The sequence below is a fragment of the Streptomyces sp. NPDC101151 genome (genome assembly GCF_044768335.1).
Lineage (GTDB): Bacteria > Actinomycetota > Actinomycetes > Streptomycetales > Streptomycetaceae > Streptomyces.
The window spans coordinates 316,204-339,794 of sequence record NZ_JBIWPP010000007.1; the positions used below are offsets into that span (position 1 = coordinate 316,204).

27 protein-coding genes are annotated in these 23,591 nt (G+C 71.1%); 12 read left to right on the plus strand and 15 right to left on the minus strand.

What is annotated here, in order from left to right:
* Positions 1-16: 16 nt before the first annotated feature.
* Positions 17-442, plus strand: a complete 426-nt coding sequence (gene dtd, locus ACIRU3_RS16740; RefSeq protein ID WP_404056795.1) for a D-aminoacyl-tRNA deacylase — start codon at positions 17-19, stop codon at positions 440-442.
* A gap of 96 nt (positions 443-538) precedes the next feature.
* Here dtd and ACIRU3_RS16745 read toward each other — a convergent pair whose 3' ends face one another.
* The 6 genes from ACIRU3_RS16745 to ACIRU3_RS16770 all read right to left on the minus strand — a co-directional run bounded on the left by ACIRU3_RS16745 (position 539) and on the right by ACIRU3_RS16770 (position 5,422).
* Positions 539-1,504 carry a YgfZ/GcvT domain-containing protein gene (locus ACIRU3_RS16745; protein WP_404056797.1) on the minus strand — a complete coding sequence of 322 codons (966 nt, stop codon included), beginning with the start codon at positions 1,502-1,504 and terminating at the stop codon, positions 539-541.
* Positions 1,505-1,514: 10 nt separating this feature from the next.
* Positions 1,515-1,952: a Fur family transcriptional regulator gene (locus ACIRU3_RS16750; protein ID WP_404056798.1), complete on the minus strand. Its 438-nt coding sequence runs from the start codon at positions 1,950-1,952 to the stop codon at positions 1,515-1,517.
* A 32-nt stretch (positions 1,953-1,984) separates the two neighbouring features.
* Entirely contained in the window at positions 1,985-2,560 is a 576-nt protein-coding gene (locus ACIRU3_RS16755) for an FABP family protein (protein WP_404056800.1), read from the minus strand.
* 227 nt (positions 2,561-2,787) lie between these two features.
* Entirely contained in the window at positions 2,788-3,633 is an 846-nt protein-coding gene (locus ACIRU3_RS16760) for a hypothetical protein (protein ID WP_404056802.1), read from the minus strand.
* Between the two features lie 47 nt (positions 3,634-3,680).
* The gene (locus ACIRU3_RS16765; RefSeq protein WP_404056804.1) at positions 3,681-4,709 is read right to left on the minus strand and encodes a hypothetical protein; all 1,029 of its coding nucleotides are present in this window, start codon (positions 4,707-4,709) and stop codon (positions 3,681-3,683) included.
* Positions 4,706-5,422: a hypothetical protein gene (locus ACIRU3_RS16770; protein ID WP_404056806.1), complete on the minus strand. Its 717-nt coding sequence runs from the start codon at positions 5,420-5,422 to the stop codon at positions 4,706-4,708. The genes ACIRU3_RS16765 and ACIRU3_RS16770 overlap by 4 nt, the downstream gene beginning before the upstream one ends.
* A gap of 146 nt (positions 5,423-5,568) precedes the next feature.
* On the opposite strand from ACIRU3_RS16770, the gene ACIRU3_RS16775 reads away from it, so the two are divergent.
* Positions 5,569-5,931 (plus strand): DsrE family protein, encoded by a 363-nt coding sequence (locus ACIRU3_RS16775; protein ID WP_404056808.1) that lies wholly within the window; start codon positions 5,569-5,571, stop codon positions 5,929-5,931.
* Between the two features lie 10 nt (positions 5,932-5,941).
* On the opposite strand, the gene ACIRU3_RS16780 is transcribed toward ACIRU3_RS16775, so the two are convergent.
* The 8 genes from ACIRU3_RS16780 to ACIRU3_RS16815 form a co-directional block, all read right to left on the minus strand.
* Entirely contained in the window at positions 5,942-6,205 is a 264-nt protein-coding gene (locus tag ACIRU3_RS16780; protein ID WP_404056810.1) for a DUF3099 domain-containing protein, read from the minus strand.
* Positions 6,206-6,470: 265 nt separating this feature from the next.
* Complete coding sequence (locus tag ACIRU3_RS16785) at positions 6,471-6,758, minus strand: DUF1416 domain-containing protein (protein ID WP_359068775.1); 288 nt, start codon at positions 6,756-6,758, stop codon at positions 6,471-6,473.
* A gap of 44 nt (positions 6,759-6,802) precedes the next feature.
* Complete coding sequence (locus tag ACIRU3_RS16790; RefSeq protein ID WP_404056813.1) at positions 6,803-7,648, minus strand: sulfurtransferase; 846 nt, start codon at positions 7,646-7,648, stop codon at positions 6,803-6,805.
* Between the two features lie 127 nt (positions 7,649-7,775).
* The gene (locus tag ACIRU3_RS16795; protein ID WP_350751515.1) at positions 7,776-7,856 is read right to left on the minus strand and encodes an Ms5788A family Cys-rich leader peptide; all 81 of its coding nucleotides are present in this window, start codon (positions 7,854-7,856) and stop codon (positions 7,776-7,778) included.
* Between the two features lie 210 nt (positions 7,857-8,066).
* Positions 8,067-8,804: a DUF2993 domain-containing protein gene (locus ACIRU3_RS16800; RefSeq protein WP_404056815.1), complete on the minus strand. Its 738-nt coding sequence runs from the start codon at positions 8,802-8,804 to the stop codon at positions 8,067-8,069.
* A gap of 286 nt (positions 8,805-9,090) precedes the next feature.
* Positions 9,091-10,284: a hypothetical protein gene (locus ACIRU3_RS16805; RefSeq protein ID WP_404056817.1), complete on the minus strand. Its 1,194-nt coding sequence runs from the start codon at positions 10,282-10,284 to the stop codon at positions 9,091-9,093.
* 4 nt (positions 10,285-10,288) lie between these two features.
* Positions 10,289-10,543, minus strand: coding sequence for a MoaD/ThiS family protein (locus ACIRU3_RS16810; RefSeq protein ID WP_404056819.1), 255 nt, complete (start codon positions 10,541-10,543; stop codon positions 10,289-10,291).
* Between the two features lie 49 nt (positions 10,544-10,592).
* The gene (locus tag ACIRU3_RS16815) at positions 10,593-11,444 is read right to left on the minus strand and encodes an alpha/beta hydrolase (protein ID WP_404056821.1); all 852 of its coding nucleotides are present in this window, start codon (positions 11,442-11,444) and stop codon (positions 10,593-10,595) included.
* A 171-nt stretch (positions 11,445-11,615) separates the two neighbouring features.
* Between ACIRU3_RS16815 and ACIRU3_RS16820 the strand changes: the two genes are divergently transcribed.
* The 9 genes from ACIRU3_RS16820 to ACIRU3_RS16860 all read left to right on the plus strand — a co-directional run bounded on the left by ACIRU3_RS16820 (position 11,616) and on the right by ACIRU3_RS16860 (position 20,482).
* Positions 11,616-12,395, plus strand: a complete 780-nt coding sequence (locus ACIRU3_RS16820) for a winged-helix domain-containing protein (RefSeq protein WP_404056823.1) — start codon at positions 11,616-11,618, stop codon at positions 12,393-12,395.
* A 97-nt stretch (positions 12,396-12,492) separates the two neighbouring features.
* Entirely contained in the window at positions 12,493-13,515 is a 1,023-nt protein-coding gene (locus ACIRU3_RS16825; protein ID WP_404056825.1) for a LacI family DNA-binding transcriptional regulator, read from the plus strand.
* Between the two features lie 121 nt (positions 13,516-13,636).
* Positions 13,637-14,701 (plus strand): S1C family serine protease, encoded by a 1,065-nt coding sequence (locus tag ACIRU3_RS16830; protein WP_404056827.1) that lies wholly within the window; start codon positions 13,637-13,639, stop codon positions 14,699-14,701.
* A 29-nt stretch (positions 14,702-14,730) separates the two neighbouring features.
* A complete protein-coding gene (locus ACIRU3_RS16835) occupies positions 14,731-14,961 on the plus strand; it encodes a hypothetical protein (protein WP_404056829.1) in 231 nt (76 codons plus the stop codon).
* 112 nt (positions 14,962-15,073) lie between these two features.
* Positions 15,074-15,808: a response regulator transcription factor gene (locus ACIRU3_RS16840; protein ID WP_404056831.1), complete on the plus strand. Its 735-nt coding sequence runs from the start codon at positions 15,074-15,076 to the stop codon at positions 15,806-15,808.
* Positions 15,805-17,250: an ATP-binding protein gene (locus tag ACIRU3_RS16845; protein ID WP_404056833.1), complete on the plus strand. Its 1,446-nt coding sequence runs from the start codon at positions 15,805-15,807 to the stop codon at positions 17,248-17,250. The genes ACIRU3_RS16840 and ACIRU3_RS16845 overlap by 4 nt, the downstream gene beginning before the upstream one ends.
* Positions 17,251-17,426: 176 nt before the next feature.
* On the plus strand, positions 17,427-18,011 hold the full coding sequence (locus ACIRU3_RS16850) for a PH domain-containing protein (protein ID WP_404056835.1): 585 nt from the start codon (positions 17,427-17,429) through the stop codon (positions 18,009-18,011).
* Between the two features lie 63 nt (positions 18,012-18,074).
* Positions 18,075-19,361, plus strand: coding sequence for an ATP-binding protein (locus tag ACIRU3_RS16855; RefSeq protein ID WP_404056837.1), 1,287 nt, complete (start codon positions 18,075-18,077; stop codon positions 19,359-19,361).
* Positions 19,358-20,482 (plus strand): tetratricopeptide repeat protein, encoded by a 1,125-nt coding sequence (locus ACIRU3_RS16860; protein ID WP_404056839.1) that lies wholly within the window; start codon positions 19,358-19,360, stop codon positions 20,480-20,482. The genes ACIRU3_RS16855 and ACIRU3_RS16860 overlap by 4 nt, the downstream gene beginning before the upstream one ends.
* 196 nt (positions 20,483-20,678) lie before the next feature.
* Here ACIRU3_RS16860 and ACIRU3_RS16865 read toward each other — a convergent pair whose 3' ends face one another.
* Positions 20,679-22,478, minus strand: a complete 1,800-nt coding sequence (locus ACIRU3_RS16865; RefSeq protein ID WP_404056841.1) for a bifunctional metallophosphatase/5'-nucleotidase — start codon at positions 22,476-22,478, stop codon at positions 20,679-20,681.
* 171 nt (positions 22,479-22,649) lie between these two features.
* Between ACIRU3_RS16865 and mshD the strand changes: the two genes are divergently transcribed.
* Positions 22,650-23,576 carry a mycothiol synthase gene (mshD, locus tag ACIRU3_RS16870; RefSeq protein ID WP_404056843.1) on the plus strand — a complete coding sequence of 309 codons (927 nt, stop codon included), beginning with the start codon at positions 22,650-22,652 and terminating at the stop codon, positions 23,574-23,576.
* Positions 23,577-23,591 lie beyond the last annotated feature (15 nt).

Below are 23,591 nucleotides of genomic sequence, written 5' to 3' on the forward strand. Positions count from 1 at the left end.
CGGCATGATGGTCCGCATGCGTGCGGTGGTGCAGAGGGTGGACGGCGCGAGCGTCGTCGTGGACGGCGAGACGGTGGGCGCGATCGAGGGCGAGGGCCTGTGCGTCCTGGTCGGCGTGACCCACGAGGACACCAAGGAGAAGGCGGCCCAACTGGCCCGCAAACTCTGGTCGATCCGGATGCTGCACGACGAGAGGTCGTGCAGCGACATCGACGCCCCGCTGCTCGTCATCAGCCAGTTCACCCTCTACGGGGACGCCCGCAAGGGCCGCCGCCCCACCTGGAACGCGGCCGCGCCCGGCGATGTCGCCGAACCGCTGGTCGACGAGGTGGTCGCCCGGCTGCGCGCCCTGGGCGCGACGGTGGCGACGGGCCGGTTCGGGGCGCAGATGCGGGTCTCCCTGACGAACGACGGCCCGTTCACCGTGCTGCTGGAGATCTAGTGCCGCGGCACTAGGACTCCTGGGGGCTCTGGGACTCCGGGGCTCTGGGACTCCGGGGCTCTGGGACTCCGGAGGCTCTGGGACTGCCGGCGAGACCTAGGGTTCGACGACCGTCTCCTGGGCGGCCGCCGTCTCCCCCGCCACCAGGCGGGCATCGGTCGCCACGTTGCGCTTCACCAGGGCGAGGGCGATCGGGCCCAGTTCGTGGTGGCGTACGGACGTCGTCACGAAGCCGATCTTGCGGCCGTCGGGGCCCTCGTCCGCGAGGCGGATCTCGGTGCCGTGCACCGGCAGGTGGACCTCGCTGCCGTCGAGGTGCAGAAAGACCAGCCGGCGGGGCGGCTTGCCCAGGTTCTGTACGCGGGCCACCGTCTCCTGGCCCCGGTAGCAGCCCTTCTGGAGGTGGACCGCGGTGCCGATCCAGCCCAGCTCGTGCGGGATGGTGCGGTGGTCGGTCTCGAAGCCGAGGCGGGGGCGGTGGTGCTCGACGCGCAGTGCCTCATGGGCCAGCAGTCCGGCCGCGGGACCCGACTCGGCGGCGAAGGACTCCAGGCCGGCGCGGGGGAGGAAGAGATCACGGCCGTACGGCGTCTCGCGTACGACGACGTCCTTCGGCACCTCGGCGATCGAGCCGGCGGGCAGCTGGACGACCGCGAAGTCGGCGGTGCGGTCGGCGACCTCGACCCGGTAGAAGAATTTCATGGACTCCAGGTAGGCGATCAGCGCCTCCTGGGTGCCGGGCTCCACGTGGGCCCAGACCGTCGTACCGTCGTCCACCAGGTACAGCGCGTGCTCGATGTGGCCGTGCGCGGACAGGATCAGGGCCTCGGTGGCCTCGCCGGCGGACAATTCGCTGACGTGCTGGGTGAGCAGCAGATGCAGCCAGCCGAGGCGGTCCTCGCCGGTCACGGTGACCACCCCGCGGTGGGAGAGGTCGACGAATCCGGTGCCGTCGGCGAGGGCACGCTGCTCGCGGAACAGGTCGCCGTAGTGGGCGGCGACGCCTTCGTCCACACCCTCGGCGGGGACGGCGCCGGGCAGCGACAGCAGGGGGCTCTTCATACGGGCAAGCCTACGACGTGGTACTTGAACTCTTCAGAGAACAGTCCTTGCAGCGGCCGAAGATCGCGAAGTGCTTCATGTCGGTGTCGAAGCCGAACTCTCCGCGCAGCTTGGCCGTGAAGTCCGCGGCAACCTCCACGTCCGCCTCGATGACGTTCTCGCAGTCGCGGCACACCAGATGCAGATGGTGGTGGCGGTCGGCGAGGTGGTAGGTGGGCGCGCCGTGCCCGAGGTGGGCGTGGCTGACCAGGCCCAGTTCCTCCAGCAGCTCCAGCGTGCGGTAGACGGTGGAGATGTTGACCCCCGACGCCGTCTTCCTCACCTCGCCGAGGATTTCGTCGGGGGTCGCGTGCTCCAGGGTGTCCACGGCTTCGAGCACGAGTTGCCGCTGCGGCGTCAGCCGGTAGCCGCGCTGCCTGAGGTCGCTCTTCCAGTCGGTGCTCACCACACTGGAAAGTCTAGGGCCACCGGCGGCCGGGCCTACTTGAAGAAGGCGATCCCGTCGTCCGGCAGATCGTCGGGGAGGGCCTTGGCCCAGCGCTCGACGTCCTCCGGGGTGACGACCTTCTTCAGCTGCGCCGACATGTAGGGGCGCAGCTCGACCTCGGGGGTCTGCTTCTCGCCGACCCACATCAGGTCGCTCTTGACGTAGCCGTACAGGCGCTTGCCGCCGCTGTAGGGGGCGGAGGCGGCCGTGCGGGCCACGGCGTCCGTGACCAGGTCGATCTGCGGCTTCTTGGCGGCCATCTCGCCGTACCAGATCTCGATGACGCCGTCGTCGCGGGTCATCGTCACCTCGACCTTGCGGTCGGCGTCGATCCGCCAGAAGCCGGACTCCGACTCCAGCGGGCGGACCTTGTTGCCGTCGTTGTCCAGCGCCCAGGTGTGGGAGTGGTACTCCAGGAAGTCCCGGCCGTCGTGGGTGAAGGTGACCTCCTGCCCGAAGTTGCACTTCGCCGAGCCGGGAAAGTCGTGGACGCCCGCGCCGGCCCAGTTGCCGAGCAGGAAGGCGAGGGGGACAAGGTCCTTGTGGAGGTCGGACGGGATCTCGATCATGAGAGGAAGTTCCTAGAGATGGTCAGCGCTGGCCCTGGTACAGCTTCTTCACGGTCAGTCCGGCGAAGGCGAGAACGCCGACGCAGACCAGGACCAGCAGGGTTTCGAAGAAGATCTCCACGGGTGCTCCTTGAGCGAGGGTGGGCGTACGACAGAGCCGGGCCCCAGCTTACGCGTCCGGGACCGGGCTCTCCTGGCGAGGTGGGCCCTCACGGGCCCTTGGGGGATCAGCCGAGCAGCTGGCCCTGGAGGGTGACCGTCTGCTGGAACGGGACGGCCACGGCGGTGCCCTTCCGGGACTGCAGGATCACCGCGTACACGTCCCCCGCGGCGAGGTAGGCCTGACGGACCTGCTCGGCACCGTACGGCTTCGCCTCGACGTAGGCGGTGCGTTCGATCCCCGAGACCGCGGCCGCCTCGGGGAAGCCCTCGTCGAAGACGGCCTCGCCGGAGCCGCGCAGCTGGCGGGCCGGGGTGCCGTAGGCGACGTTGTCGCTCGCGAACTTCGTGTCCACCAAGTTCGCCGTGTCGAACTGCAGCAGGTAGATGCGGGTCCGGGTGCCGTCCCGGGTGGTCCAGCCGCGGGCCGCGATGTGGCGCAGACCGGTGTCGACGAGCTTCTGCCGCAGCTCGTCCCGTTCCGCCTTGAGCGCGTACTCCTCCAGGTAGTCCTCCGTCGCCAGCCAGCCGTCCGAGCCGCGCAGCGTCTTGTCCTCCTCCGCCCCCTTGGGCGCGGGCAGGAGCAGGGCGCGCAGGTCGGCGTAGTGGGTGCCCGCCCGGTTCGTGTCGGCGAAGGGCGCGGGACTGCCGGAGGGCAGCGGCGGCCTGGTCAGCTCCGGGTAGTCCCAGCGGCCGTCCGACTCGGTGGCCAGCCCGGGGACGTCCGCCCGGTCCATGCGGGTGATCCCGTACGCCGTTCCCGCCCCGGCCACCGCGAAGACCATGACGGCCGCGGTCCAGCGCAGCACGGCCCGCAGGGCGCGGCGGTCCTTGGCGGGGGCGGGCGGCTGGGCCTCGGGGAGAGCCGGCACCGCGGGCTGCGGCGCGGTCACAGCCGTTGTGTCCTGCGCCATTTCCTGCGCCATTTCCTGTGCTGTCTCCTGTGTTGTCTCCTGCTCGCTCATACGGCCACCCCCGGTTCGGCGATGCGGTCGAGCTGGTTGCGCACGAGACCCGCGACTCCGTCGGTGTCGAGCGGCTGCGCGCCGTCGGCGGTGACCGTGACCAGGATGTCGCCGACATACGCGGAGCAGAACATCTTGTCGAGGTCCTCTTCGGTCCCCTTGGGCGACCGGAAACACTTGGCGTTCTTGTGGCCCTTGATCTCCGGCCCGGCCCGCAGGCCGCCCAGGGCGCCGAGGAACGCGTTCTGGAACGTCGAGATGGAGCGGACCGCGGCCTTGTCCTCCATCTGGGCCAGCACGATGGTCACCGAGTAGATGCCCTCGTTCCACAGATAGGCCTCTGACTGCCCGCTGAAATAGCTGCGCATGGCCATGCCCTTGACGCGCTGCCGGTCGATCTGCCGCTCCAGTTGCAGGCGCCGGGACCGGGGCAGCCCCTTCAGCGACTCCTTCCGCAGAGCCGTGGCCTGGGCGCCGCTGAGCTGTGCGTCGGAGCCGAACTCCCCGATGTCGGGGCCGTGGGTCCAGGTGCCGGTCCCGTACGGCACGAGCATGCCGGCGAGCCCGTGCCGCGCCTCCGCCTTGTCCTTGTCGGCCGTCACCTCGGGGAACTTCCAGGCGGGCGCACCGGCGTCGCGGTCGGCCCCGTCCACGGTCACGACGGTGTAGCCCACCCCCGCGACGAGGGCCCCGGCGAGCAGCACGGACCCGGCGATGGCGGGGATACGACCCCGACGGCGGGGCTTCGAGGCCTCCGCGGCGGGCTCGACGGGCGCGGTGGTGTCGACGGGCACAGGAGGCTCGACGAGCGCGGCGGGCTCGACGGGCGCGGTGGTGTCGACGGGCACAGGAGGCTCGACGGGCGCGGTGGTGTCGACGGGCACAGGAGGCTCGACGAGCGTGGTGGGCTCGACGGGCGCGGTGGTGTCGACGGGCACAGGAGGCTCGACGGGCGCGGTGGGCTCGGCCGAGGCTCCCGATTCGGCCGGCTCACTCGGCAGGGACTCGTTCTGCTTCTCGGTCACAGCCGCTCCATCTGCCGCTCGGCCAGGTCCATGATCGCCTTCTTGCCGATCGGCTTGTCGCTGTAGACCCAGATCTCCATCGAGATGTCCCCGCGCCAGGCCTGCGCCTCGGCGCTGTAGAGGGACGACTGGTTGTGGACGTACGCCCTGCCGTCCCCGGTTCCGGGGATGCTCCAGCTGTCGGTCGCGGGCTCGGCCTCCGCCCAGTCCTGGAGGTTGTGGCTGGCGTCGACGGCCGCCAGGGAGTCGTCCTGCCGGTACTGGACCAGCCGGATCTCCGCGCTGTACGAGCTGCCGGCCCTCCAGCCGGTGACGGCCGCCCGGCGGAACTCGTCCGTCACGAGAGCGCTGAACTTGTCGCCCGGATTGTCGTAGCTGTCGGCGTACGTGGCCAGGTCCATCCAGCCGTCACGGGGCAGCCAGTCCGCCTCCCGCGCTCCGTCCGGCTTCTTCAGCAACAGCTTGCGCAGGTCGCCGTCCGTCCTGAGCCTGCGGTCCTGCGCGGCCGGGAGCGGCTCGACGTCGCCCTTGGCCTGCTTGATCACCGGCTGGGACAGCGACGGCAGCTTCGCGGGCTCGCGACCGGCCTGGACGACGTACCCGGCGCAGGTGCCGGCGACCACGCCCAGCAGGGCGGCCGCTCCGATCAGCGCGGTCGTACGGCCACGTCGGCGGGGCCGGGACTCGGCGGACGCGTCAGACGCGCCGGACACGGATGCGTCCGGCGCGCCGGATCTCTCTTCTGGTATTTCCAAGACGTCCCCCAGGACAATGGGAAGCACGGATTCCGTCACCCGCGCCGCACAGAAGACCCATGGCATGTGCATGGAGTTGTAGGGGAACGGATTACGATTCGGCCATGGCGAAGAAGCTCGTGATCAAGGTGACCGCCGGAGCCGACGCCCCGGAGCGCTGCTCGCAGGCCTTCACGGTGGCGGCGGTGGCCGTGGCGAGCGGCGTCGAGGTCTCGCTGTGGCTGACCGGTGAGTCGTCCTGGTTCGCGCTGCCGGGACGGGCCGCCGAGTTCGTGCTGCCGCATGCCGCGCCGCTGCCCGACCTGATCGACTCGATCCTCGCGGCCGGCCGGATCACGCTGTGCACGCAGTGCGCCGCCCGGCGCGAGATCACCGAGAAGGACGTCCTGGAGGGCGTACGGATCGCGGGCGCGCAGGTCTTCGTACAGGAGGCGCTGGGGGACGAGACGCAGGCGCTCGTCTACTGAGACGCGGCCGCTACGGGCGGGGGCGTTTCTTGCCGTCCAGCTCGTCCCACCACTCGTCGGACTTCGGGTCGCCCGAGGGGTCGTCCCACCAGCGGTCCTCGGGGCCGCGCCGGTTGGCCACCATCGCGGCGACCGGCGGGATGACCATGGCGACCACACACATCCCGACCGCCGCGGGAACCGACCAGAGACGCACCACGGCCCACGCCAGGACGAAGAGACCGATGCAGGTCCCCATCATGGCGAGGTACAGATGACGCCGCCGTGCGTACATGAGTCCAGGGTAGGTCCGGGCACGGGCTTCGGCGCGGTCCCTGGACGGAGGCGCAAGAGGCCGGAACGAAGGCCGGCGAGTGCCGACGGACGGAGTCCGGCACAGCGGCTCGAAGCCTGCGCAGCAGTGCGAGAGGCGCGTCAAAGAGGGGTCGGATGACGCCGCCGTGCGTACATGAGTCCAGGGTAGGTCCGGGCAGGCGGAAGGGCCGCACCCCAGGCGTCCAACCCGGGGGGTGCGGCCCTTCAGCCGGTTCTGAGGTTGCTCAGACCGCGATCGCGACCTCGGCAAGGCCGCCGTGCTGGGCGACGACCGTGCGGTCGGCGGTGGCGCCGGGGACGAGGGCGCGGACGGTCCAGGTGCCCTCGGCCGCGTAGAAACGGAACTGCCCGGTGGCGGAGGTCGGGACCTCCGCGGTGAACTCACCGGTCGAGTCCAGGAGCCGGACGTAGCCGGTCACCGGCTCGCCGTCGCGGGTCACCTGACCCTGGATCGTGGTCTCGCCGGGCTTGATCGTCGAGGCGTCGGGGCCGCCGGCCTTCGCTCCACACATGTCTTTCTCCAGAGGGGTCTGACCAGAGGTCGGTCGGGATGGGGTTACTTGTTGGCGCCGAGCTCGATCGGCACGCCGACGAGGGAGCCGTACTCGGTCCAGGAGCCGTCGTAGTTCTTGACGTTCTGCACGCCCAGCAGCTCGTGCAGCACGAACCAGGTCAGGGCCGAACGCTCACCGATGCGGCAGTAGGCGATCGTGTCCTTGGCCAGGTCCACGTTCTCCTCGGCGTACAGCTCCTTGAGCTGGTCGTCCGACTTGAAGGTGCCGTCGTCGTTGGCGTTCTTCGACCACGGGATGTTGCGGGCGCTCGGGACGTGGCCCGGGCGCTGCGACTGCTCCTGCGGGAGGTGGGCCGGGGCGAGCAGCTTGCCGGAGAACTCGTCGGGCGAGCGGACGTCGACGAGGTTCTGCGAGCCGATGGCCGCCACGACGTCGTCGCGGAAGGCGCGGATGGACGTGTCCTGGGCCTTGGCCTTGTAGTCCGTCGTCGCGCGCTCGGGCACCTCGGTGCCGTCGACCAGCTCGCGGGCGTCCAGCTCCCACTTCTTGCGGCCGCCGTCGAGGAGCTTCACGTTCTCGTGGCCGTAGAGCTTGAAGTACCAGTAGGCGTAGGAGGCGAACCAGTTGTTGTTGCCGCCGTAGAGGATCACCAGGGTGTCGTTGGCGATGCCCTTCTTCGACAGGAGCTTCTCGAAGCCCTCCTGGTCGATGAAGTCGCGGCGGACCGGGTCCTGCAGGTCCTTGGTCCAGTCGATGCGGATCGCGTTCTTGATGTGGTTCTTCTCGTAGGCGGACGTGTCCTCGTCCACCTCCACGAGGGCGATGGTGGGGTCGTCCAGGTGCTCCTGGACCCAGTCGGCGTCTACGAGGACGTCGCTGCGGCTCATGCTCTTTCTCCTCCGGGGCAGTTACGGCGAGGCGTACGAGTGCGAAGGGGCGCGCCCGGGACCGGGCGACGCACGGGTGCCCTACCAGCAGGGCGGCTGAGGGATGCGGAAGTGCGCGGACTTCCGCTCAGAAGGGGCGACAGAGCATGGCGGCAACGCGGCACAGGTCCACTGCCCGCCGCTTCGTGAGATCCGCCTGTCGCTTCATGGCCCCGATCGTAGGGACGTACGGGCGGGCGTGTCACCGGCGTGTCGGATCCTGAGATGCGATCGTCCGGATTGTGGGACAAGAAAGCGCCCGGAGCGTCGTGGGACGATCTCCGGGCGCTTTCCGTGGGTCACGCATCTGCGGTACGGACGCGGGTGTCTCGCCTGCCGGACACCCGCGGTTTCACCGGCTGTCGTACTACCCCGCCGACTACCCCGCCAGCTTGACGTCCGAACCCTTCACGCTGATCTCCACGCCGTCCTCGGCGGCCTGCACCTTGTCCAGCTTGATGCCGCCGGGCAGCTGGTCGATGGCCTGCTGGAAGTCGGTGATCTGGCGGATGCGGCTCTCCGCGATGGCGGCGCCGCCGAGCGCGGGCAGAGTGTCCGCATGCACCCTGACCTGGTCGTTCTCGACGGTGACCGTGCTGAGGACGTACACCGGGTTGGGCAGCTTGGTGCCCAGGACGGTGGCGTCCACCGCGACCTTGATCTTGCCGTTGCCGCCGTCGGAGAGGCCGACGACCTGGGCGGTGACGCCCGGAGCGACCTGGGTCGGCTCGGACTTGGCGGTCTTCAGCAGCTCGTCGTACGCGATCGTCGCGGTGCCGCTGGCGCTGGCCGCGGTGGCGGAGCTGTAGTCGCCGGAGAAGTCGACGCCCTTCATGTCGGCCTTGAGGTCGTCGATGCGGATCGTCTTGCCGCCCGTTCCGGTGGCCGCCTGGTAGTCCTCGATGCCGACCTCGACGTCGTCCAGGGAGCCGCCCGCCACCTGGGTGAGGAAGGGGAAGCCCTTGATGCTCACGTCCGGGGTCGACGCCAGGTTCTCCGTCGCCTTCAGCTTGTCCGCGGCCTCGCCCTCGGCGAAGTGCACGGCGACGCGGTCGACGATCACGAAGAGGCCGCCCAGGATCACGACGAGGATCAGGATTATTCGCAGGGCGCGCATGTGGTGTTTCCCCCGGGTCGGCGGTGGTGTACGGCTACGCCACGGTAACCCCGCGGGGCTCGGCCGGGCGGGAATTGTGGATCACTTGTGACAGGGCGCGGGTGGGTGGGGTGCGGGGTTCCACCGTAGGGGTGCGGGTGCGTGCCGGGTGCGGGTGCGTGGGGACTGATCGCGCAGTTCCCCGCGCCCCTTGGGCAGACTGCGGACCAGCCGACTCAGGGGCGCGGGGAACTGCGCGCCAAGCCACGACGGACCCGCACCCGGCAACGCAGCCCCCTGACGGCGCTCAGCCGAGGGCGCGTCCCAGTACCCAGACCACCGGGGCCGCCGCCGACAGGGGCAGTGCCACGCCCGCCGTGAAGTGGACGAAGCGGGAGGGGTAGTCGTAGGCGGCGACCCGGTGGCCGACCAGGGCGCAGACCGCCGCCGCAGCTCCCAGGGCGGCGCCCTTCGTGCCGAAGCCCGTCATGCCGCCCACCGCGATGCCCGCGCCCGCCGCCGCGAGCAGCGCGACGACGACCGAGGCGGGGGTGGGCAGGGGCAGGGCCCGGGCCAGGACGGCCACCGCTGTCGCGGCCGCGCCCACCGACACGGCGTGCGGGTCGGCGGCCAGGTAGCCCGTCGCCAGGACCGCGAGGGCCGAGGCGGCGACCGTGGCCATCAGGCCGTACATCCGCTCGTCGGGAGAGGCGTGCGAGCGCAGCTGGAGGACCAGGGCCAGCAGGACCCAGACGCCGAGCGGGCCGAGGATCGCGGCCGGCGCGTGGTCGCGGCCGACCGCCAGGACCGCCACGTCCGCGGTGAGCGCGCCCGCGAAGGCCAGCGCGATGCCCTGCCGGGCGGGCCACATGCCGTTCAGCCGGAACCAGCCGGCCGCCGTGACGGCCTGGAGCAGCACCAGCGGTACGACGAGGGCGTACGAGGCGATGGGGGCCGTCGCGGCGAGGAGCAGGCCCAGCACGGCGGTGAGCAGCCCGGGCTGCATGCCGGGCTCGATGATCGGGGAGCGGCCCTCCAGGCGGGCCCGCTGGGCGTCGGTGACGCGGGAGTTCCCGGCGAGGGTGGCGGGACCGTAGCCGGGCGCAGCCTCGGCTTCGGGAGCGGGCTCCGGCTGCTGGGAACGCTGGGGTTCGGGGGCCGGTGCGGCCGGTGCCTGCGGCGGGTACGGCTCCTGCGGCGGCAGGTACGCCGGTTCCGGCGCCTGGGTGTGCGCGTGGGTCTGCGTCTCCCAGGTCTGGCCCTGCCACTGCTGGGTGTGCTGCGGGTCGTGCCCGGTGTGCGCGTACGGGTCGGCGTACTGGTTGTGCCCGCCCTGCTGCGCGTACTGACCGTGCTGACCCTGCTGGTACTGGTCATAGCCGGCCTGGGGCTGCTCGGGCCACGCCTGCGACGCCTGGTGCTGCTGGTGTTGCTGGTGCTGCTGCTGGCCGTACGGGTCGTACCCCTCGTACGGCCCGCCCTGATACGGCTGGTCGCTCATCGCCTCATCCTCCTGCGAACGGCGGGAGCACCTCGACCGTGCCGCCCTCGGCCAGCCGTACCGTCTCATGCGCCCGGGCCCCCGCGGCGTGACCGTCGACGAGGAAGGAGCATCGCTGCAGGACGCGCGTGAGTTCACCGGGGTGTCGCTCACGCACGGCGGCGAGCGCGTCGGCGAGCGTGGCCGCGTCGTACGGCTCCTCGGCGACTCCGGCCGCGGCCTTGGCAGCGGCCCAGTAACGGACCGTGACCTTGGGCATCTGGTTCCTCAATCGACGGCAAGAGAACAACAAGGCGGACGGTGTCAGGCTAGCCCGCCCGTGCGGCCGCCCAGTCCCCGATCCGGGCCAGCAGGGCCTCCTCGACCGCGTGCTCGGCGTGGCCCATACCGGGTTCCAGCCACAGTTCGCCGTGCTCGCCGGCGGCCTCGGCCAGCATCCTGGGGTGGTCGAGGGGGAAGTAGCCGTCGCGGTCGCCGTGCACGATGAGCAGCGGGGTCGGGGCGATCCTCGGTACAGCCTGCACCGGGGAGAGCGGCACCGGGTTCCAGTCGCGGTGGTGGATGCGGGTCCGCAGGCCGTAGCGGCCGACCAGGCGGCCCGCGGGGCGGGTGACCAGCCAGTGCAGACGGCGCATGGGGGCCGTACCCCGGTAGTACCAGCGCGCGGGTGCGCTGACCGAGACCACCGCGTCGACCGTGCCCGGGCGCAGGGCCGCGTGCCGCAGCACCACCGAGCCGCCCATGGAGAAGCCGACGCTCACCACGCGTGTGTGCCCGAAGCCGCGCGCCCACTCCACGGCGGCGGCCAGGTCAAGCACCTCCTTGTCGCCGACCGTGGACCGGCCGCCCGAGGCGCCGTGGCCGCGGAAGGAGAAGGTGACGACGGCGCCGTAACGGGCGAGCGCGTCCGCCACCCTTCGTACGTGCGGCCGGTCGACGTCCCCGGTGAAGCCGTGGGCGATCACGAACACCAGGTCACGGGAAGGTGGCCGGGAGGCGTCCGACGATGCTTCGTATACGACCGCGCCCGGGTTGTATACGGAATCGACCGGAACCCCGTCGACCGTGGCCAGAAACGTCCGGATAGCTGCCCGTCTGCCTGTCTCGGTATTCGGACGAACGGTGGAACGGCCCACATGACCTGCCGAACGATTGCTCATGTGGGCTATTCTGCTGGGCAGAGGACTCGGGCAGCGTAGCCCCCGGGTCCTTTTGTGCTTTCGGAAGCGTTGTATACGAAGCGGGAAACCGCAGGTGTACGAGGCCACCGGGAACGCAGAGCAGTGCCGCATCGCACACGTCCTCGCAGGGACCGAGGAGGAACCAGACATATGAGTTCTCTGCTGCTCCTGACCAACGCCCTCCAGCCGTCGACGGAGGTGCTGCCCGCGCTCGGACTGTTGCTGCACAACGTGCGGGTGGCCCCGGCGGAGGGACCCGCCCTCGTCGACACCCCGGGCGCCGACGTCATCCTCGTCGACGGCCGCCGCGACCTGCCGCAGGTCCGCAGCCTGTGCCAGCTGCTGCGCTCCACCGGCCCCGGCTGTCCGCTCCTGCTCGTCGTCACCGAGGGCGGCCTGGCCGCCGTCACCGCCGACTGGGGCATCGACGACGTACTCCTCGACACCGCAGGCCCGGCCGAGGTCGAGGCCCGCCTCCGGCTCGCCATGGGCCGCCAGCAGATCGTCAACGACGACTCCCCCATGGAGATCCGCAACGGCGACCTCTCCGTGGACGAGGCGACCTACTCCGCCAAGCTCAAGGGCCGGGTCCTCGACCTGACCTTCAAGGAGTTCGAGCTGCTCAAATACCTCGCCCAGCACCCGGGCCGGGTCTTCACCCGCGCCCAGCTGCTGCAGGAGGTGTGGGGCTACGACTACTTCGGCGGCACCCGGACCGTGGACGTGCACGTACGACGGCTGCGCGCCAAGCTCGGCCCCGAGCACGAGTCGCTGATCGGAACCGTCCGGAACGTCGGTTATCGATTCGTTACTCCCGAGAAGGGCGACCGGTCCAGCGACGAGGCCAAGGCCAAGGCGGACCGGACAAAGGCGGAGGATGCGGACGCATCGGCCGCCCTGGACACCTCCGAGGTCCACGCGGACGTATAGCGGTCGCATGGAAACCGCTCGGGCGGGGCATTGCTTCCGCACAGCCGGCATGCGATACGCCCTGCCCAGAGCGGGTCCATCCGCGTAGACTCCGCGCGTGGCCAAGGTGACTCGGGATGATGTGGCACGGCTGGCGGGAACTTCCACCGCCGTTGTCAGTTATGTCATCAACAACGGACCCCGGCCGGTCGCCCCGGCCACGCGCGAGCGTGTCCTCGCGGCGATCAAGGAACTGGGGTACCGGCCCGACCGGGTCGCCCAGGCGATGGCGTCCCGGCGCACCGACCTCATAGGCCTGATCATCCCGGACGCCCGTCAGCCCTTCTTCGGCGAGATGGCCCACGCGGTCGAGCAGGCCGCCTCCGAGCGAGGAAAGATGGTGCTCGTCGGCAACACCGATTACATCGGCGAACGCGAGGTGCACTATCTGCGCGCGTTCCTCGGTATGCGGGTGTCGGGCCTCATCCTGGTCAGTCACGCCCTGAACGACCTCGCGGCCGCCGAGATCGAGGCCTGGGACGCCCGGGTGGTGCTGCTGCACGAGCGCCCGGAGGCCATCGACGACGTCGCCGTCGTCACCGACGACCTGGGCGGCGCCCAGCTCGCCGTACGCCACCTGCTGGAGCACGGCTACGAGTACGTCGCCTGTATGGGCGGTATGGCGGAGACACCGGCCGTCGGCGACCCGGTCTCCGACCACGTCGAGGGCTGGAAGCGGGCCATGTCCGAGGCGGGCATCCCCACCGACGGCCTGCTGTTCGAGGCGCCGTACAACCGCTACGACGCCTACCGGGTGGCCCTGGAGGTCCTCTCCGGCCCGAACCGGCCGCCCGCGGTCTTCTGCTCCACCGACGACCAGGCGATCGGCCTGCTGCGGGCCGCGCGCGAGCTGCGCATCGACGTGCCCGGCGAGCTGGCGGTGGCGGGGTTCGACGACATCAAGGAGGCGGCGCTCGCCGACCCGCCGCTGACGACGATCGCCTCGGACCGTTCGGCGATGGCCCGGGCGGCGGTGGACCTCGTCCTGGACGACGGGCTCAGGGTGGCGGGCTCACGGCGGGAGCGGCTGAAGACGTTCCCGTCCCGGCTGGTGGTCCGCACCAGCTGCGGCTGCGGCTGAGATCCCCGCCGGCCGGGATTCCCGCCACGGCCGGCATCTTCATATCGGGCGAAGGAGCTTCTGCCGGGCTTCTCAGGGAGCACTCAGGCGGCTCTCATGGTCGCGGGACATGCTCTGTGTCATGACCGAGAGCATCCGCCGCAGCGGCGAGTACGAGTACGAGAACCCCCAGGGTCCGTACGCTCAGCAGCACAGCTACTCCGCTCCCGTGAACCCCGAGTGGCCGCCCCCGCCGTCGTACCAGCCCCCGACGGCCACGGTCGCGGCAGCCGCACCCGCCCCCGAGCCCGGCCCCGCGCCCCGGAAGAAGCGCAGCCGCGGCCCGATCGGACTGCTCGTGGCGGTGGCGATCGTCGCGGCCGCGGTCGGCGGTGGCACGGCCTACGCCTTCCAGGAGCTGACCGGCAAGGACTCGGTCGCCTCCACCGGTACCACCGCCAACGCGGTGCCCTCCAGCAAGAAGGGCGACGTCGCCGCGATCGCCTCCGCGGTCAGCCCGAGCGTGGTCGAGGTCCGGGCGACGCTCAGCAACGGCTCGTCCACCGGCTCCGGCGTGATCATCACCAGTGGCGGCGAGATCGTCACCAACAACCACGTCGTCTCCGGCGCCACCTCGATCAAGGTGCGCACCAGCGACGGCAGGAGCTACACCGCCGAGGTCGTCGGCACCGACAGCTCCAAGGACCTCGCGCTGATCAAGCTGAAGGGCGCCTCCGGTCTGAAGGCCGCCTCACTCGGCGACTCGTCGGGCGTCCAGGTCGGCGACACGGTCGTGGCGATCGGCTCCCCCGAGGGCCTGACCGGCACCGTCACCAGCGGCATCGTCTCCGCACTCGACCGTGACGTGACCGTCCCCACGGACGAGAACCAGGGCCAGGGACAGGGACAGGGCGGCGACGGGCAGTGGCCGTTCCAGTTCGGCGGCCGCGAGTTCAACGGCGACACCGGCTCCTCCACGACGACGTACAAGGCGATCCAGACGGACGCCTCGCTCAACCCCGGCAACTCCGGCGGCGCGCTGATCGACGCGGCCGGCCATGTCATCGGGATCAACTCCGCGATGTACTCGTCGAGTTCGCAGGCCTCGTCCTCCTCGGACGCGGGCAGCATCGGGCTCGGCTTCGCGATCCCCGTCAACACCGTCAAGTCCGATCTGGCCAAGCTGCGGGCGGGATCCACCAGCTGAACCCCCGCACACGGCAAGAGGAGTACGTCATGATCAAGCAGATTTCGCACCAGGTCTCCGGCACCGCTCCGGCCGACCTCACGCTGGCCCTCTCGGTCGCGCACGAACTGCACGCGCCGGCCCCGGCACCACGCGCCCCGGAGGTTGCGCCGGTCCCCCAGATGATGGGCCTGCGCACCTCCGCCGACCGCCCGCACCGCCGCAAGGTGCCGCTGCACCGCCTCACGGCGATCCGCGAGCTGAGCGCGCTCGGAGCCTGAACGCGCCCGGACTCCGAGCCCGGCCCGGCGCGCGCGCCCGGCGGCGCGGAAACATGCGACGCTGAGAGCCACCCCGACCACACGCCCACCGCACCCCGAGGAATCGCGAGCCATGAGCCCCGCCGAAGGCGACCGTGACCCCCAGCGCATCCTGATCGTCGACGACGAGCCCGCCGTCCGCGAGGCACTCGAGCGCAGCCTCGCCTTCGAGGGGTACGACACGCAGGTCGCCGTCGACGGAGCGGACGCACTGGACAAGGCCACGGCCTACCGGCCCGACCTGGTCGTTCTCGACATCCAGATGCCCCGCATGGACGGCCTGACCGCCGCCCGCCGCATCCGGGGCTCCGGTGACACCACCCCGATCCTCATGCTCACGGCCCGCGACACGGTCGGCGACCGGGTGACGGGGCTGGACGCCGGGGCCGACGACTACCTGGTCAAGCCCTTCGAGCTGGACGAACTCTTCGCCCGTGTCCGCGCGCTGCTGCGCCGCAGCTCGTACGCGGCGGCCCTGTCCGCCGAGGCCCCGGAGGACGAGGCGCTGACCTTCGCCGACCTGCGCATGAACCTCGCGACGCGGGAGGTCACGCGAGCCGGCCGCCCGGTCGAACTGACCCGCACGGAGTTCACCCTGCTGGAGATGTTCATGGCCCACCCGCGCCAGGTCCTCACCCGCGAGCAGATCCTCAAGGCGGTGTGGGGCTTCGACTTCGAGCCCTCCTCCAACTCCCTGGACGTCTACGTCATGTACCTCCGCCGCAAGACCGAGGCCGGCGGCGAGCCGCGCCTCGTGCACACCGTGCGGGGCGTGGGATACGTCCTGCGACAGGGCGGCGCGGAGTGAAGAAACTGGTACGCCGGTACCGGGCACTGCCGATCAGGGCGCGACTGGCGGTGCTGGTGGCGGCGGCGGTGGCGTTCGCCGTGGCGGCGGTATCGGTCACGTGCTGGTTCATCGTGCAGCGGAAGCTGTACGAGCAGGTCGACAACGATCTGCAGAAGGCGATGCGGGGCCCGCAGGCCCTGGCGGTCAACGCCGTTCTCCAGACCTGCGCCGACACGCCGCAGGGGAACAGCCCTTACCAGAACAGGTACTCCCAGGTGGTCACGGAGGACGGCAGGTCCTGCCTCTACGCCGATTCCACCGGCAAGATCAGGATCACCCAGGCCGACAAGGACGAGATCAAGGAGGGGAACACCCGTCAGAACTACTTCCGCAACGGAACCGACGGGGAGGGCAACGAACTGCGCGTACTCGTCCAGCCCCTGGGACCCACCACCAATCAGAACACGGGTGCACGGGGACCCAATGTCGGGCTCGTCGTCGCCGTACCTCTCAAGAGCACCCAGAACACCCTCAACGACCTCGCCCTCATCCTCCTGCTCGTCTCCGGCATCGGAGTCGTGGGCGCCGGCGCCGCGGGCCTTGCCGTGGCCCGTGCGGGCCTTCGCCCCGTGGACAAGCTCACCGAGGCCGTCGAGCACGTCGCCCGGACCGAGGACCTCGCCATCCGCATCCCCGTGGAGGACGACAGCGAGGACGAAGTCGCCCGGCTCTCCCGGTCCTTCAACTCGATGACCGCCTCCCTGGCCAGCTCCCGCGACCTCCAGCAGCAGCTGATCGCGGACGCCGGACACGAGCTCCGCACCCCCCTCACGTCCCTGCGCACGAACATCGAACTGCTCACCCGCAGCGAGGAGACGGGCCGCCCGCTCCCTCCGGAGGACCGCAGGGCCCTGCTCGCCTCGGTCAAGGCGCAGGTGACGGAACTGGCCTCCCTGATCGGCGACTTGCAGGAGCTGTCCCGCTCGGAGGGCCAGCGCGGCGAACGGGTTCAGGTGGTCTCCTTCGACGAAAGCGTCGAAGCGGCCCTGCTGCGAGCCCGGCTGCGCGGCCCGGAGCTGACGATCACCGCGGACCTGAAGCCCTGGTTCGTACGGGCGGAGCCCTCCGCCCTGGAACGGGCCATCGTCAACATCCTGGACAACGCGGTGAAGTTCAGCCCCGAGGGCGGCACGATCGAGGTGCAGCTGAGCGAGGGCGTGCTGACGGTACGGGACCACGGCCCGGGCATCCCGGAGGACGAACTCCCGCACGTCTTCGACCGCTTCTGGCGGTCACCGAGCGCACGGGCCCTGCCGGGCTCGGGCCTGGGTCTGTCCATCGTGGCCCGCACGGTCCAGCAGGCGGGCGGCGAGGTCACCCTGGCCCGCGCGGAGGGCGGCGGCACGGTGGCGACGGTACGACTGCCGGGGGCGCCCATGGCTCCGCCGGAGACGCCGTGAGGTTCGGCCCCGGGCGGTGACGGAATACGGAGACCGGGACGGCCGGATCCTGGCCGCCCAGGACGTCACGGACCGGCTGGGCGGCCGGCCGCCCACCGCCTCCTGACCTCGACGAAAGCAGGAGTAGCCTCTCCCCGGTCGCGCACCCGTTCGGTGCGCGGGGGGAGGGGTTTTCGATGTACGAGAGCGGGTTGGCCCGGGAGTACCGCAGACGAAGGAAATGGCCCCGGCAGGCCGCGCTGCTGTCCGCCCTGATCGTGGGCAACGCCGTGTTCCAGACTGTCCGCAGCCAGGACGTCATGCCCCACTGGTGGATGCCGGCGTTCTCCCTGACCCTCCTGGCGGGCGTCGGCTGGCGGGCCCTGTACGAACTGCGGGCACACACCCTGGTGTCGGCCGACGGGATCACGCAACGGGGAGCGGTACGGGCCCGCTCCTGGGCCTGGCCCGACATCTACGACATCCGGATCGAGGCCACCGGCAACGGCAGCACCGCTCCCCGCAGGCCGGCCTACCTGTACGACTTCGACGGCCGCCGCCACCTGCTCCCGCACCTCAACGACTGGCAGTTGGACGATCCCTACGCCGAAGTCGCCGACCTGCGCACCGCCGCCTGGCGGCACGGTATGGCCTGTCTGCCCCGGCCCGAGGTCGAGCAGCGGATCCTGCGGCGGGCCGGACAGCGCAAGGTGTGGACGTGGGTGAGCGTCCTGGGGGTGGTGGCGGTCCTGTCCGCCGGTTTCGTGATCATGGTGTCCTAGAGGGCCGGCCGTGATGATCGCCCGCTGCTTCCCGCCCTCGGAGGGGTCCGTAGGGTATGGCCCATGCCGGAAGACTCCCCGCTGATCCAGAGCCTGCGCAGGGCAGTCGAGGCCGCGCCTGCCGACGTACCCCTGCGACTGCACCTCGCCGAGCTGCTGCTGACCGAAGGGCTGCCGGATGCCGCCGTCGCCGAGGTGGCCGTCGCCCTGCAGCACGCGCCGGCAGACGCACAGGCGCGGCAGCTGATGGCCCGCGCCATGGGAGTTCCGCAGCAATCCGCTCAGCCCGCCCCGGACGCCCCGCCCGCCGCACCGGGTCCGGCACCCGCGGCGGCCCCGGATCCAGGGGCACGCGGCGGGTTCGACTGGACGGCCGCCGAGGAACAGGTCGGGGACGTCGTACCGCCCCGGTTCGTCGAGGCTCCGGTCCGGGCCGACGGCGACGACGATTCCGGGGACGCCGAGGCGTGGGACGTGGAGCGGCCCGGTGCCGTGCGGCTCGCCGACGTCGGCGGGATGCAGGAGGTGAAGGACCGGCTGGAGGCCGCCTTCCTCGCACCGCTGCGCAACCCCGAGCTGCGCGAGCTGTACGGCAAGAGCCTGCGGGGCGGACTGCTGCTGTACGGGCCGCCCGGCTGCGGGAAGACGTTCATCGCGCGGGCGGTCGCCGGTGAACTCGGCGCGGGTTTCCTGTCCGTGTCGGTCAACGACGTGCTCGACATGTGGATGGGCAACTCCGAGCGCAACATGCACGAGATCTTCCAGACCGCCCGCCGGCAGGCTCCGTGCGTGGTCTTCCTGGACGAGCTGGACGCGCTCGGCGCCAAGCGCAGCCGTACCGCGCACAGCGGCATGCGCAACACCGTCAACCAGTTGCTCACCGAGCTGGACGGCATCGACTCCGCAGCCAACGAGGGCGTGTTCGTGCTCGCCGCCACCAACGTCCCCTGGGACGTGGACAACGCGCTGCGCCGCCCCGGCCGGCTCGACCGCACCCTGCTCGTGCTGCCGCCGGACGCCCCGGCCCGCGAGTCGATCCTCCGCTACCACCTGCGCGACCGCCCCATCGAGAACGTCGACCTGGCCAAGCTGGCCAAGGTCACCGACGGACTCTCCGGTGCCGATCTGGCCCATCTGTGCGAGGCGGCGGCCGAGCGCGCGCTGCTCGACTCGGCCCGTACCGGCACCGTCCGCCTGATCGGGATGAAGGACCTGCTGACCGCGGCGAAGGAGGTCGCCCCGTCGGCCGAGCCGTGGTTCGCCTCCGCCCGGAACGTGGCGATGTTCGCCAACGAGGGCGGCATGTACGACGATCTGATCGCCCACCTGAAGAAGAGGCGCAAGCTGTGACCGCCGTGCACCCCGCCCTGGAGCGGGCCGACGCGCTGTTCGAACTGCAGCGGTACGACGAGGCCGAGGAACTGCTCGGGCAGCGGCTGGCCGAGGACCCGGACGACATCCGGGCCTGGGTCAGGCTCGCCCGGTGCCGTCTGAGCGGGGACACAGAGCCCGGCAAGGCGCTGGAGGCGACCGAACGGGCCCTCGCGCTCGACCCCGAGGACGTCGCCGCGCTCGTCCAGCACGCCCGTGCCCTGCAGGCCGTGGGCGGCCGGTTCCCGGAGACCGAGGGCGTCCTGCGCGACGTCATCCGCCTCGCCCCCGACTACTGGTACGGGTACGCGCTGCTCGCCAACTGGCTGTGGCGCATCAGGATCGTCCAGTTCGGGCAGGCCAACGGCGGGCAGGTCACCCGGGAGGCCATGGACGGCTTCCTGCGGGAGTCCGGCGAACTGGCCCAGCAGGCCATCCGCCTGGCGCCCGAGGCGGTGTTCCCCTACGAGGTGGCGTGGCTGATCGCCGACACGGCGGGCGACAGCACGGTCGCCGACCAGATGGACCGGGCCATCCTCCGGCTCGAACCCGACCACCGGGCGGCGCTGGCCCGGCAGACCCGGAAGGCCGCCGCCGCACCGGGCGTCAAGGCCACCGAGGCCGCCGCGCTCTACGCCGACGCTCTCGCCTCCGCCCCGGACTCGGCGTCCATGCGGCAGGGCCTGGACGACGCCTCGTACCGGCTGCTGCGCGGGGTGCGCTGGCTCGCCCTGCTGTGCGTGGGCCTCGCCGGTGCCGGGCTCGACCTGTTCGCCACCGGCGGTCACGCCCAGCGCGCCCTGCCGCTCTCCCTGGGCCAACGGCTGTGGGACCTCGTCCCGTTCGCGGTCGTCTGGGCCGTGGGCGCCCTGCTGCGCTACCGCCGGCTGCGCAGGGGTGTCCGCTACAACCTCCGCTCCCTGATCCACCGCCGCCGCTGGCCCCGCATCGTGCTGGGCCAGGCCGCCTGGGCCATGCTCTGCGCCCTGCTGCTCACCCAGGTGCCGTGGACGGAACGGGCCGTGCCGCAGATCATCTTCTGGGCGGGCCTGGTGCCGACGGCAGCCACGATCTGGTTCGACCGGCGCAAAAACTCCTGACGGCGTCCGGTACGGCCGGGAGCGGCGCCCACACCGACCTGCACGCCGAGGTGGCGGCCCTGCGCGGCATCGTCACCGGCCTCGGCGGGCCGGCGCCTCCCGCCACCTGAGGACCGGAGGGCATGACCCTGAGATCGATTCTCAGGGTCATGCCGGAACTACAGCCGTATGCAGACAGGTTTTACGCCCGCGGCTTCTACTGCACGATCGTGATCCGGTCGGCGGCCGGCGGCGCGATCGGTGCCGTGGGAGAGGAGTTCGCCGTCAGGTACTTCTCCAGCGCGGCCAGGTCGTCCGATCCCACCAGGTCGCCGGTGCCCTGCCCCAGGGTGGGGAAGCCGTCGCCGCCGCCCGCCAGGAAGCTGTTCGTGGCGACGCGGTACGTGGCCGCCGGGTCGATCGCCGCCCCGTTCAACCGGATCGAGTCGGAGACCACCCGGTCGGCGCCCGACTTGGTCAGGTCCAGGGTGTAGGTGAGACCCGCGGACGGCTGGAGGATCTTCGGGGCCGCCGCGTTGACGCCGCTCACCTGCTCCTTGAGCACCTGGATCAGCTGGGCGCCGGTGAAGTCCTGGAGGTTCACGGTGTTGGCGAAGGGCTGGACCGTGAAGCCCTCGGCGTAGGTGACGACTCCGTCGCCCTCGGCCCCCTTGGCCGTGTAGGTCAGGCCCGCCCGCACGCCGCCCGGGTTCATCAGGGCGAGGCTGGTCTTCGGGTCCAGCTCCCGGCCGTGGGCGAGCTGCGCGTCGGCGATCAGGTCGCCCATCGGGGACTCGGTGCCGGTGCTGTTGACGTCGGCGGAGATGTAGCCGATGGCGCGGTTGCCGATGGGGGCCGCCAGGGTGTTCCAGCGGGAGATCAGGTCCGTCATGTCCGTGGCCTTCGGAACGTCCCGGGTGACCACGTGGTTCGCGGACTTCACGGCCGTACGCGCGATGTCGCCGGTGTAACGGTCGTACGTCAGCGTGGTGTCCGTGTAGAGGCGGCCGAAGGAGGCCGCCGAGGTGACCATGCGGGGCCTGCCCGACGGGTCGGGGATCGTGCAGACGTACGCGGCGTGGGTGTGACCGGTGACGAGCGCGTCGACGGCGGGCGTCACGTTCTTCGCGATGTCCGTGATCGGGCCCGAGATGCCGGCGCCCGCACCCGGGGAGTCGCAGTCGTAGTTGTACGCGCCCGAGGCCGGGAAGCCGCCCTCGTGGATCAGGGCCACGATCGACTGGACGCCCTGGCGCTGCAGCACCTTGGCGTACTTGTTGATCGTCTCGACCTCGTCCTTGAAGGTCAGGCCCTTGACGCCGTCGGCGGAGACGATGCCCGGGGTCCCTTCGAGGGTGACGCCGATGAAGCCGATCCGGACGCCCTTCTTCTTCCAGACCCAGTACGGCTTGAGGATCGGCTTGCCGGACTTCTCGTTCAGGACGTTCGCGGCCAGGTACGGGAAGTCCGCACCCTTGAACCTCTTGTCGGTGTAGCAGCCGTCCGTCGGGTGGCAGCCACCGTTCTGCAGACGGCCGAGTTCCTTCGCGCCCTCGTCGAACTCGTGGTTGCCGACCGAGGTGACGTCCAGCTTCAGCTTGTTGAGCGCCTCGATGGTCGGCTCGTCGTGGAAGAGGCCGGACAGCAGCGGGGAGGCGCCGACCATGTCGCCGCCGGCCGCGGTGACCGAGTACGGGTGGCCCTTGCGGGCCTGACGGAGGTGCGTGGCGAGGTACTCGGCGCCGCCCGCGTCGATCGTCTTCGTCGTGCCGCCCGGCTGCAGTTCGGCGACCCGGCCGGCGGAACCGGACGGGGGTTCGAGGTTGCCGTGCAGGTCGTTGAAGGAGAGGAGCTGGACGTCCTGGTAGCGGCTCGGGTGTCCGTGGCCGTGACCGCCCTTGTCGGCGTGTGCCTGCGCGGGAAGCGCGGCGGTCAGGGCGGCGGCCGTGGCGAGAGCGGCGGCCGTCCCGAGGAACGCGTACGTACGACGTCTGGTGCGCCGGGGCGCGGCTGACATGGAACCCCCCTGTGGGTCGACTGTGGCACGTGGCCCGTGCGCGGCGCAGCCTAGGGTCAACGCGCGTAGCGCAACAGGGGGTTCCTGGTTACATCCTGGTTTCCCTCTGCCGATTCCTTTACCTGCTGCGCTGTCGGCACTTCACCCCGGCCGCCCCTTACCCTCGTACGCATGAGCAGCGACGACGCCGTACGGCCCTTCCCCTCCCGCTCCATCGAGACCTACGCCGCACTCGACCCGGACCAGGCCGAGGCCGTGCTCGGACTGCTCGCCGAGGCCGCCCGCGTCGACGGGCAGCAGCCGGTCTCCGAGCAGGGGCGGCTGCAGCTGCGCGGGGGCGCCCGCGCGGGCGTCTCCCACCTGCTGCTGACCGTCGGGGACGAACTCGTCGGCTACGCCCAGCTGGAGGACACCGACCCGGTGGAGGCGCCGGCCGCCGAGCTGGTCGTCCATCCCGCCTACCGCGGGCACGGGCACGGGCGGGCGCTCGGCTCGGCGCTGCTGGGCGCGTCGGGCAAGCGGCTGCGGGTGTGGGCGCACGGCGGACACTCCGCCGCCCGGCACCTCGCCCAGGTGCTGGGGCTGACCCTGTTCCGCGAACTGCGCCAGATGCGGCGGTCGTTGACCGACCTGGAGCTGCCCGAGCCGGTGCTGCCGGAGGGCGTGAGCGTGCGCACCTTCGTCCCCGGCAAGGACGACACGGCCTGGCTCGCCGTCAACGCGGCCGCCTTCGCCCACCACCCCGAGCAGGGCTCGCTGACCCAGCGCGACCTCGACGACCGCAAGGCCCAGCCGTGGTTCGACCCGGCCGGGTTCTTCCTGGCCGAGCGGGGCGGCGAGCTGGTCGGCTTCCACTGGACCAAGGTGCACGCCGAGGAGGGGCTCGGCGAGGTGTACGTGCTCGGGGTCCGGCCGGGCGCGCAGGGCGGCGGGCTCGGCAAGACCCTGACCACGATCGGTCTGCGCCATCTGGCCGGGCAGGGACTGCCGACGGCGATGCTGTACGTCGACGCGGACAACAAGGCGGCGGTGGCGGTGTACGAGCGGCTGGGGTTCGGGACGCACGAGACCGATCTGATGTACCGCACCGAAACGTGATGTAGGCCCGCAAGA

Coding starts and splice junctions, on each gene's coding strand:
- ACIRU3_RS16805 (WP_404056817.1), bottom strand. CDS start 10,284: ATGAGCGACCAGCCGTATCAGGGCGGGCCGTACGAGGGGTACGACCCG.
- ACIRU3_RS16775 (WP_404056808.1), top strand. CDS start 5,569: ATGGCGAAGAAGCTCGTGATCAAGGTGACCGCCGGAGCCGACGCCCCG.
- ACIRU3_RS16785 (WP_359068775.1), bottom strand. CDS start 6,758: ATGTGTGGAGCGAAGGCCGGCGGCCCCGACGCCTCGACGATCAAGCCC.
- ACIRU3_RS16850 (WP_404056835.1), top strand. CDS start 17,427: ATGTACGAGAGCGGGTTGGCCCGGGAGTACCGCAGACGAAGGAAATGG.
- dtd (WP_404056795.1), top strand. CDS start 17: ATGCGTGCGGTGGTGCAGAGGGTGGACGGCGCGAGCGTCGTCGTGGAC.
- ACIRU3_RS16790 (WP_404056813.1), bottom strand. CDS start 7,648: ATGAGCCGCAGCGACGTCCTCGTAGACGCCGACTGGGTCCAGGAGCAC.
- ACIRU3_RS16855 (WP_404056837.1), top strand. CDS start 18,075: ATGCCGGAAGACTCCCCGCTGATCCAGAGCCTGCGCAGGGCAGTCGAG.
- ACIRU3_RS16835 (WP_404056829.1), top strand. CDS start 14,731: ATGATCAAGCAGATTTCGCACCAGGTCTCCGGCACCGCTCCGGCCGAC.
- ACIRU3_RS16810 (WP_404056819.1), bottom strand. CDS start 10,543: ATGCCCAAGGTCACGGTCCGTTACTGGGCCGCTGCCAAGGCCGCGGCC.
- ACIRU3_RS16815 (WP_404056821.1), bottom strand. CDS start 11,444: ATGAGCAATCGTTCGGCAGGTCATGTGGGCCGTTCCACCGTTCGTCCG.
- ACIRU3_RS16755 (WP_404056800.1), bottom strand. CDS start 2,560: ATGATCGAGATCCCGTCCGACCTCCACAAGGACCTTGTCCCCCTCGCC.
- ACIRU3_RS16840 (WP_404056831.1), top strand. CDS start 15,074: ATGAGCCCCGCCGAAGGCGACCGTGACCCCCAGCGCATCCTGATCGTC.
- ACIRU3_RS16760 (WP_404056802.1), bottom strand. CDS start 3,633: ATGGCGCAGGACACAACGGCTGTGACCGCGCCGCAGCCCGCGGTGCCG.
- ACIRU3_RS16820 (WP_404056823.1), top strand. CDS start 11,616: ATGAGTTCTCTGCTGCTCCTGACCAACGCCCTCCAGCCGTCGACGGAG.
- ACIRU3_RS16745 (WP_404056797.1), bottom strand. CDS start 1,504: ATGAAGAGCCCCCTGCTGTCGCTGCCCGGCGCCGTCCCCGCCGAGGGT.
- ACIRU3_RS16865 (WP_404056841.1), bottom strand. CDS start 22,478: ATGTCAGCCGCGCCCCGGCGCACCAGACGTCGTACGTACGCGTTCCTC.
- mshD (WP_404056843.1), top strand. CDS start 22,650: ATGAGCAGCGACGACGCCGTACGGCCCTTCCCCTCCCGCTCCATCGAG.
- ACIRU3_RS16800 (WP_404056815.1), bottom strand. CDS start 8,804: ATGCGCGCCCTGCGAATAATCCTGATCCTCGTCGTGATCCTGGGCGGC.
- ACIRU3_RS16795 (WP_350751515.1), bottom strand. CDS start 7,856: ATGAAGCGACAGGCGGATCTCACGAAGCGGCGGGCAGTGGACCTGTGC.
- ACIRU3_RS16780 (WP_404056810.1), bottom strand. CDS start 6,205: ATGTACGCACGGCGGCGTCATCTGTACCTCGCCATGATGGGGACCTGC.
- ACIRU3_RS16830 (WP_404056827.1), top strand. CDS start 13,637: ATGACCGAGAGCATCCGCCGCAGCGGCGAGTACGAGTACGAGAACCCC.